The following is a 9,142-nucleotide window of genomic DNA, read 5'->3' as shown; positions in this document are numbered from 1 at the left end:
AAAATTTTAAGCAGGGTTAAAAAATAATAACATTACTCACTTTTTAAGAATAACAAAAAAGGCTTGAACTCCTTGCAAATACAGGGTTTTCAAGCCTTTTTATAGTTTGTAACTGTCAAAGATGAGAGTATGTCATACTTACATTATGTTTATTTAATAAAATCACGAAATTCAGCTAATGGCTGGAATTCCTGCATTTAGGCGCGTTATATACCCCTTACATGGCTTGGTTCTGGCTACTTCCATATTTACCGAAAAATCAGTACCTTTTATTTCTTACATAATGTTTCTTACATCCAAACATGAAACAGGCAATGAACTAAAAACAGAACTGACACCGTACAGAAAACGGTGCCAGCCCACATAAACTCTTAGAATTCTATGATAGGATTTTTTAATTGTGTCCAATTAACAGGTTTCAATTCAACAGAGCGGTTTTTACTTTTATTCAACCTTCCTTATTTCCAGCTTCGTTAAATGCGGGATTTCTTTTATACGTGAAGAAGACCAATTGATTGACATGCCCTTTGTCTTCAATAAATTCCTTATAAGTAATCTCTGATAAGTTGATGCTACATTTGATAATTTGATAAACAAATTTACCACCCGATTCTTCTTAAATAAATTTCTGCCATTACAAAGATAAGAAATGCCCATGATAAAAACCCAAAAAATTCGTAATAGGAAAAGTGTCGCTCTAAATTATGTAGAACCTTTTTCGAACGGTAACAGTTAATATCAATTACCTTTTCGACACTTGACATCGTATACCCTCACTTTTATATTTTCAAATATTCTAATTTTAGACAGTCCCATCGTCAATAGGACAAAAGACCTATTTATAGGACTATTCTACGTACTTGTCAACAGAATTCTTAAAATTGTGAATATTTATGTGTATAAGTTTCTCTAACCTATGCCCATTTATTTCGGCCTCCATATTTGCCCTACAAGCCCAATATAATTTCCAGGCAAGGTAAAACAACCTTGAATTAGTTTTAGCCCAATGTAGGCCATCCTATGCGGTTTACGTTAATTCTGTTAAAAATCCGGTCTTCAACATACTAATAATCATATCCTACAATTGAATTCTGGCCGCTCTCACTTAAAAACAGAAACAAAGACAGGTTTCAGTCATGCCCCCAAATGCTCCCGTTGCACCAGTAAAGTCTATTAACGGTATTTCTGCCTGTGAGCTTATCTATAAGCGACACGACCTCTTTAGTCTCAACACTGACCGGGGCACCAACGCTCCGCTTACTTCCTTACTCTCCTGTGTTGGCGACATGCAGGAAGGAGACAGCGCCCTGGCGCAGGTCCTTTGTGAGCCTGTCAGCCGGCTGCAATGGGAATATGATTCCGGTAAGGCTTATGAAAAGTTCCAGAAAGGCAGGATGCCGGGACGAATCCGGGGAGGCTGGGAGTTTGCTGGCCGGAGTGTCTGCCAGGTGTTGCGGGGTGGATTCCAGCTTGTTTTTGATTCCCTGGATGACTTCATAGGTAGTGGCAAAATGAGCAGAAACCCCGGTGCTACTAATAGTTTTGAAGATAGCCTGCCGTTAAGTCTCCCGCTTACCGTGAAGAATTGCTGCAAAACCTACAGGTAAAAGCTATGCCAGGCGTTGCCGATGATTTAAAACGCTTATAGGAGAAAGCGGAAACAGGTTCAGAGGGTCCCATAATTGAGCCGATCCTCGCCAGGTTAAAGATACTCGCTAACAGCCAGTTTGTTGAGAACCTTTTCTATCAAGAGCAAAAACTTGGTCAGAACCACCGTCCGGTAATGGGCTTCCGGAAATGGTTTGATAATGCGCCGGTGGGTTTACCGGTAGCTGACAAGTACGGCTATACCGTTACTATTCAGGCTTCTGCCGGTGCTTGGGGAGGGGAGGACATTCAATCTATTTTACTTGGATTTTTCGAGGATAAAATAAACTTTAATGTGTTCTCCCGCGTGGACACCGATCAGGCCAATAGGAAACCTATCCGCAAATGGATAGATGAACCTCATAAGGTTATCCGGAAGGTGGCGAAATACTACAAGGGCGCTAATGTGGAATTCCGGAAATACCGCTGCAAGAATGTTTTCACCGGGCATAGTATTGACCAAATGGGAGAAGCGACCAAGAGTCTCCTTGACGGCGGCGCTCAGTTCACCAGTTATAAGAAGGAAAATTTGAAAGACCTGGAGCGGCTTGGTCCACGTCTTTGCCCCATACGACGATCCAAAAGAGCTATATGCCAATCTGCCGGATAAATGGGAGACAGTTAACAAAGTGCGTCTGCCCTCCGGAAAGGATTGCCCGGCCTTTATTGCCAAGATGGAGCCGCCCTCGGCCTTTGTGCGTTCAAGGGAAAAGGGTTTATCTAAAACAGTTGACGGGCAAAATATAAACCATGGAAACGATAACTGATACTGATTTTGTAAACTTCTTTCTTGGTACTGTTGAAAGCTACTGCTTCCAGTGGTGTACCGTCGAGAAATGCTTTACTGACTGCCCGCTCAGCATGTTACTGGACAGGTGTAGTAGTAAATAAGATGTTAGCGCAGTTCATCATCGGACCTCAGAGTAGACCATAACGCCAGAGTTGCAGATATTACAACGTATAACGAAATAAAATCAACTGAAATTCACTTAAATCTACGAAAATGGGAGGAAATAGATATAGAAACCAATGAAACTGATATTAATAGTTTAAAAGATTTTTTTTTAAATGAATGTGAGTTTGATGGAACTTTTATAGATATAACTAAAAATAGTGATAAATATGCCGTCACCCTCGGAGAAAAGGGTGAAACAGTAGACATACAAAATGATATAAAAGGAGATGGATCATTATCCGTGTTACTTGATAGAAACGATGAAGAACGAGAAAAAATAAAAAAAGAATGGAAGAACGCCCCGAAAGCAATTAAGTTTGGTAAAGATGACTGGTCTGATTATAAAGATGATGAAAAAATATTTAACGAAAAATATCAAAAAGAAATAATAGAATGAAAACGATAACATAAATTTCCGCTTTAATCCCACACCCTCTTCAGCAACCACCCCGCCCGATCCTTCACCAAATCGCACACCAACCCCTGCTCTGTCTCGCACCGGTAACGTGGCAGGTCTGGCTCGTGGCGCTGCATCCGGGAGGGACTGAGCTCCTGCAAGGTGCAGTTAGTTACGCGGCACCAACGCCGATACCAACGGAAGGCGACCGGCAGGCTGTCAGGGGAAGCTTGGACCTGGATGGGCTGGCGGTAGAGTCATGGGAATCACCTGGGGATATTGTAGTAGAACACCTGTTAGGAGTAAAGGGTAAAAGAAAAACCTCAGACTTGGTAAGAGCCGAGGTTTATTCAGTTAAATAATGAAGATCAAAAAAATCTTAGGGTATATAAGAAGGCATAAAGGAAATCCCGCTCAACTGTTTTTAGTCTAATAGGCTTTGATAAGCCTTTCTCCTTTGCGTTCTCGTTAAGTCGTCCTACGCCAACGGAAAAAGCTAACAACTCATTAACGTGTTCAACAAATACAAACCTTTTGTCTTCATATAATGAAAAATTTTTTACTTGCAAAGGTTTTAATTTACATATCCAATAAGTTAAATAACCTGCTATCTTGTGGCAATCCGCGTTTTTGATTTTAATGAAAAAAGTTAATAATAAGGTTTATACATATCGCTACCAAATTAAAATGGAACTCAAGGACAGGTTTTTATGCCTGTCTTTTTTGTTTTCTTTTTTCTGTTAACCTTCATGTTATGATGAATAATCACTTTAGAAGAATAACCCCCGATCTGAAAACAGTAAAATAGCATCAAATAGGTCATGCTCCCCCAAATGCTCCCGATACAAAAAATGCCTACATATAAGGGGAAATTAAAACCCCGCAAAACATTGCGGGACTAGTTTATTATGGTGCGCCCGGAGGGACTCGAACCCCCGGCACGCGGTTTAGGAAACCGCTGCTCTATCCACCTGAGCTACGGGCGCATAAATTCATAATATTAGGATTAACAGTTGATCTTTCTGTATTCACTTTCAATAATCTCTTTTAAGGTTGCGGCTACTTGTTCAACACTTTGCATATCGCTGTAAGGAATCGTATAACTAACGCGCCTCTCGTCAAGTTCCAGCTCATCAGCTATCATACCAAAGAAACCACGTGTTTTCTTGTCTATTTCCATAACTAAATACAATTCCCTCTCGCCCGCGACAAAATACAACTCAAGTTCATCTAATTCCCGCGCCATAAAGCTGGTTGGCTTGTACTCAAACTGTTGGAACCTGCCGTTATAGTCGCCGGATGCTGGCTTGTCACGGAAGCCCAGCATGGACAAGGCATCAAACACCATCTGCATATAAGTATTAGGGAGAACTACAACTTCATCTATATCATTCGGATCTGCCGCATTTTTTATATCAAGGTTAGTTGCAAAATAATATCTTGTTCTTCCCCAGGAAACAGGGATATCGTATGGAAGCTGCAACCGTACGGGAATAACTCTCTCCGGTGAACCGGCCTTAATCACCATTTTATCCGCCACTTTGAGAGTCCCAATCTCATGTCTTACATTTACATACTTATCGTCATGTTTATATTTAGACTCCAACACCAGCGTAATACTAACTTGCTCTACCTGCTGGTCAACATTGCCACCGGATATCCTTACTTCACCTTCGATTACTTCGCCTAGAGCCACTTGAGGGCGTGTTATTTCAAGATTGACCTTTGCCGCGCCGATACCAAGTCCGGCAAGAAGGTTTTTAAACAAAATAATCCCCCCCAAAGGCACGCTAACAATAAAAACAATATCTATCGTGGCGCTAATGTTGTCTAAACTAGTATAGCTAAGCAGTGAACGGTTTGTCAAGTAAGGTATTCCCACATAGTTTAACCCGGTTTGATCCCGGCGTTTTCCATGGCCTCTTTGGACAGTTTCATTATTTCCCGCTCTACTTTTGCTTTTTGGAGCGGCATAGCGCCTGCGGATATGCGGATAAGCACATGGTCCGGGTGTAAAGCGACTATACCGAGCACTTCAGGGCCCGTGACAATCAAATCGGAATATTCCTGTGACAGCTTCAGGCAAACCTGTTCAAGAACGCTGATAGCCTGGTTATGATCAGCGGAGTAAGCAACCCCAATATCCACAACCGCCTGGAGATTACCGCGACTATGATTGGTCACCTGGGCGATCTTGCCGTTAGGAATGTAGTGAACCTGGCCGCCTGTATCCTTCAACCGCGTAACCCGCAGGCCCACTGCCTCTACAATACCGGATACTCCCACCGCGGTTATATGATCGCCTACGGCAAATTGGTCTTCAAAGAGAATGAAAAAGCCTGAAATAACATCTTCAACCAGATTTTTGGCGCCGAATCCGACAGCCAGGCCGACCACTCCGGCGCCCGCCAGCAAGGCGCCGGTTTGCACACCACAAATACCTAGGATCATTACCAATGCGATAAAATAAACACTATAACGCAGAATGCTTATCGACAGGGCCGCCATGGTACGGACCCTCTTACTGGCGCCAAGGCGTGAATCTTCCTCGCGGGAGAACAGTCTGGTTATGGCTGCACTGCCTAAACGGACTATAATAAAAGCACATGCTATTATAGCTAAAATACCTAGTACTTTATAGTAATTAAAACCAGCGGCCATAGTATTCAAATAATCAAGATTAACGGGAGGCAAAATTCCACACCTCTCATCACAACTTTGGATCTTAAATTTGTAGCGACTGAACCAACCTTATACTGATATTACATAAAAATCAATAAGAAAATGTTGGTTATCTGGACAAAAAAGCTTTATAGCCTTTGTAAGCCATATAAACATCGGCCTTGCTGGTGACCTCAAAAGGTGAATGCATCCCCAGCAGGGCTACCCCGCAATCAAGCACATCCATGCCATGGCCAGCCAGCAGGTGGGCAATGGTGCCGCCGCCGCCCTGGTCGACTTTGCCCAGTTCGCCTGTCTGCCAGATCACCCCGGCTTCATTAAACAGCCTGCGCACCAAGGCCACCACTTCCGCATGCGCGTCATTAGACTCGTACTTGCCCTTGCTTCCGGTATATTTGGTCAGCACTACACCCGCACCAAGGCGGGCGGTGTTCATTTTTTCGCTAACCTCCCCATAGTTGGGGTCGAAACCAGCGTTAACGTCCGCGGAAAGCGCGAATGAATTTACCAAAACGCGGCGAAACGTCAGTTCATTATAATTTGAAACGCAGCGGGCAGTAATTTCCCTTACCGTGTTTGTGAAAAAAACAGACTCCATCCCCGTGTTGCCGTTACTGCCGATTTCTTCTTTATCGGAAAGCAGGACCAAAGCTGTTCGCTCAGGCACAGTGGTTTCAGCCAGAGCACGCAGGGCTGTATAGACACAAACACGGTCATCTTGCCCATAACCCCCGACAAAGCTGCGATCAAAACCAATGTCCACGGCCGGCCAGGCAGGAACCAATTCCAGTTCCGCGCTGATCAAATCCTCCTCAATGACATTGTATTCGCGGTGCATATAATCAAGAATGGCTAGTTTAAATCGTCTTTTTAATTCACTGTCAGGCAGAGGGATGCCTCCTACGAGGATATTCAGGTTTTCCCCGGGCACGGCGTCCGCCATTTTTTTATCCATTTGATCCTTAGCCAGATGAGGCAGGAGATCGGGAATGGTAAAAACAGGTTCGCCGGGTTTCTCGCCAATCAGCACTTGAACCGCATCCCCGTTGGCTTTTATTATTATTCCGTGCAGGGCGAGGGGAACAGACAGCCACTGATACTTTTTTATTCCACCATAATAATGCGTTTTAAAAAAGACCATGTCCCCATCCTCAAAAACGGGTAATGGTTTCAAGTCCAGACGCGGGCTGTCGGCGTGCGCGCCGATAACATTTAATCCATATTCCAGTTGTCTTTTCCCGACAACGGCTGCAATTAAGGCTTTGTGCCGGTTAACTGCATAGATCCTATCACCTGCTTTTAACTCCACCATACCGTCCAGAGGTCGGAAGCCGATATTATTGAGATGCCTTATTGCTTCTCCAATTACCTCTCTTTCCGTTTTAGCAGCGTTTAAAAACTTTTTATAATCACTAGTAAAAGCCATTACCTTGACTTTTTCCGCCTCACTCAGGCGGTCCCAGCCATTTTGTCTGCGGTAAGCCAGTTTAGTGGCAGGGTGCTGGTCTTTGGACGCTGTCACGTTAGAATCCTCCTGTATCTTTTATTAAATCTATTATCACCTTTTTGGCACATCAAATGCTATTAACCGATTCTGGCAAAATATTTTTACCCGGCGTGCCACCCGGAAACGTTTTGTTAAAGGTATTAATCAGTGGCTTAAAATAGGTCAGGAGGGCAGATTCCCCAAAAGCTTTACCCTGCGGGGCAGCCATCCCCGGTGTGACAACGCGGTCGCCGGAAAACGGGCTTTGTTGTTGAAAAGGCGAAAGTAATGCGAGAATAATCATCACTAACAGCAGCCCCTTTAAAAATCCGAACAACAGTCCGCCCAGATGATTCAACGGGCCTAACAAGCTAAAATCCGCAAAACTGGTTAAAATGCGCCCGCCTGCGTTTACCAGCCAGACAGTGACGGTTAACAGCGCTAAAAAGGTTAGCGCCTCAAGAATGCTGTAAGCAATCAGGCCCGCTACGTAATCGCCGGACATCTGCTTTCCTGATAAGGCAAGCGGGCTTATTACATCCGCGGCGGGTTGCCAAAACTTTAATAAAGGCCCGGTCAAAGGAAGCATTAGCTCCTCCAAATGCCAGCGGACGGACAAATAATCAGTTGAGGGCCGGTAGTAAGAATACGCGACAACTAATCCTGTCAACAGACCGGCCATTTTAGCCACGCTAACCAAAAGACCGCGCCGCAAGCCCTGGAAAGTGGACCAGGCGAGGACAGCTATAATCAACCAATCCAACCAATTCATTTTACCAACTCCGCCCATAATTACCTAATCACATATCAATTATACGGAAACTCTTTACGATATGAAACTATTTTTATAATTGATTATAACTTTAACAGGCGGAACTATTAATAAGCAGATTAATAATAATAAGCTGACATATCCAAAGATGGGGTATAACAGGCGCACTAAATCTGAAAAACCTCGCCCGGCAACCGGCAGGGCCAGCAGACAGGCGCATATGCCAAAAATCCTGTAATTCAAGCCTCCGCGCGGCGCGAGACGGCTGGCTATTCCATGAGCATCCGCTATGGCAGTGGTAATAATTGCAAGCCAGATTAGAAAACCGAGCAGCCAGTAAAAAACTAACCCGAGTTGGCTGGCGAGAAACAACAGAGGAATTTCATATGCCGCGGCTTCCGGAAAATATAACAAACCAGCTACCGTGACCAAAGAAACTGCAAGACCCAATAAAAAGCCTCCGGCCATACCGCCGGCAACCCCAATCTTTAATGGTATGCTGCCTCCTAATGATGAGAGGACGGCCACCGGTACAACCATATTATATGAAACATAGAGAAGGCCCGCACCCACCCAAGACCCCGCCACTCCGCCCACAGACGCGGCATGCGGAATCAGAAAAATTGCTTCTTTCGCTTTAAATATTGCAGTTAACGTAATCAACACAACAGCTAATAGTTTTAAAGGAACGAGAACGACATTAGCCGTTAACACTCCATCAAGACCCCCCATAATTACCAGTGACGTCACTACAACCACAACCCACACGCCCGCCCTGGCGGGCAAACCAAAATGCTCCCCGAAAACAGCGGCACTGCCCGCCATCATTACGCATAAGCCCCCCATCAGCATTAACAAGTTCAATACATCAACAATTTTTCCGGCTTTAGCCCCCAATAAGAATATTAACAAATCCTTATAATTGGTCGAACGCATCTTTATCGAAAGAAACATTACGAGTCCGCCCAGATAGGCGAATAAAACCGTTGAGAGGACCACGCCCAATAATCCTTTGCAGCCATGTAAAATAAAAAATTGCATTATTTCCTGCCCCGATGCAAAACCAGCCCCTATTACCGAACCGACATATGCTGTCACAACCTTGGCCAACAACAAAAAATTGCCCTGCGAGCGTAACATTAGCGCCCTTCCTCCGGGTTAAATATTTTATTTTAAAGGTATATATAAGCATTTCTATGCCTA

Annotated in this window: 9 protein-coding genes and 1 tRNA gene; 4 read left to right on the top strand and 6 right to left on the bottom strand. The window is 44.1% G+C overall.

Annotated elements, in window-relative coordinates:
- Positions 1-1,136: 1,136 nt before the first annotated feature.
- From L7E55_RS05245 to L7E55_RS05230, 4 genes are all read left to right on the top strand, one after another.
- Positions 1,137-1,607, top strand: a complete 471-nt coding sequence (locus tag L7E55_RS05245) for a hypothetical protein (protein ID WP_277443007.1) — start codon at positions 1,137-1,139, stop codon at positions 1,605-1,607.
- Positions 1,608-1,783: 176 nt separating this feature from the next.
- Positions 1,784-2,257, top strand: coding sequence for a hypothetical protein (locus tag L7E55_RS05240; protein WP_277443006.1), 474 nt, complete (start codon positions 1,784-1,786; stop codon positions 2,255-2,257).
- A gap of 586 nt (positions 2,258-2,843) precedes the next feature.
- Positions 2,844-2,999 carry a hypothetical protein gene (locus L7E55_RS05235; protein ID WP_277443005.1) on the top strand — a complete coding sequence of 52 codons (156 nt, stop codon included), beginning with the start codon at positions 2,844-2,846 and terminating at the stop codon, positions 2,997-2,999.
- Between the two features lie 125 nt (positions 3,000-3,124).
- The gene (locus L7E55_RS05230) at positions 3,125-3,361 is read left to right on the top strand and encodes a hypothetical protein (protein ID WP_277443004.1); all 237 of its coding nucleotides are present in this window, start codon (positions 3,125-3,127) and stop codon (positions 3,359-3,361) included.
- A gap of 547 nt (positions 3,362-3,908) precedes the next feature.
- Here the strand turns inward: L7E55_RS05230 and L7E55_RS05225 are convergent.
- From L7E55_RS05225 to L7E55_RS05200, 6 genes are all read right to left on the bottom strand, one after another.
- Positions 3,909-3,985: transfer RNA gene (locus L7E55_RS05225), tRNA-Arg, on the bottom strand.
- Between the two features lie 20 nt (positions 3,986-4,005).
- Positions 4,006-4,866, bottom strand: a complete 861-nt coding sequence (locus L7E55_RS05220; RefSeq protein ID WP_277443003.1) for a sporulation protein — start codon at positions 4,864-4,866, stop codon at positions 4,006-4,008.
- A gap of 20 nt (positions 4,867-4,886) precedes the next feature.
- Positions 4,887-5,693 (bottom strand): mechanosensitive ion channel family protein, encoded by an 807-nt coding sequence (locus L7E55_RS05215; RefSeq protein ID WP_277443002.1) that lies wholly within the window; start codon positions 5,691-5,693, stop codon positions 4,887-4,889.
- Positions 5,694-5,790: 97 nt separating this feature from the next.
- Positions 5,791-7,203, bottom strand: a complete 1,413-nt coding sequence (locus L7E55_RS05210) for an aminopeptidase (protein WP_277443001.1) — start codon at positions 7,201-7,203, stop codon at positions 5,791-5,793.
- A 52-nt stretch (positions 7,204-7,255) separates the two neighbouring features.
- Positions 7,256-7,939, bottom strand: coding sequence for a CvpA family protein (locus tag L7E55_RS05205; protein WP_277442999.1), 684 nt, complete (start codon positions 7,937-7,939; stop codon positions 7,256-7,258).
- A 54-nt stretch (positions 7,940-7,993) separates the two neighbouring features.
- Positions 7,994-9,079, bottom strand: a complete 1,086-nt coding sequence (locus L7E55_RS05200; protein ID WP_277442998.1) for a YkvI family membrane protein — start codon at positions 9,077-9,079, stop codon at positions 7,994-7,996.
- Positions 9,080-9,142 lie beyond the last annotated feature (63 nt).

Source organism: Pelotomaculum isophthalicicum JI, assembly GCF_029478095.1.
In the GTDB taxonomy this organism is placed as follows: domain Bacteria; phylum Bacillota; class Desulfotomaculia; order Desulfotomaculales; family Pelotomaculaceae; genus Pelotomaculum_D; species Pelotomaculum_D isophthalicicum.
This window is presented reverse-complemented; position numbering and strand designations above follow the sequence as displayed.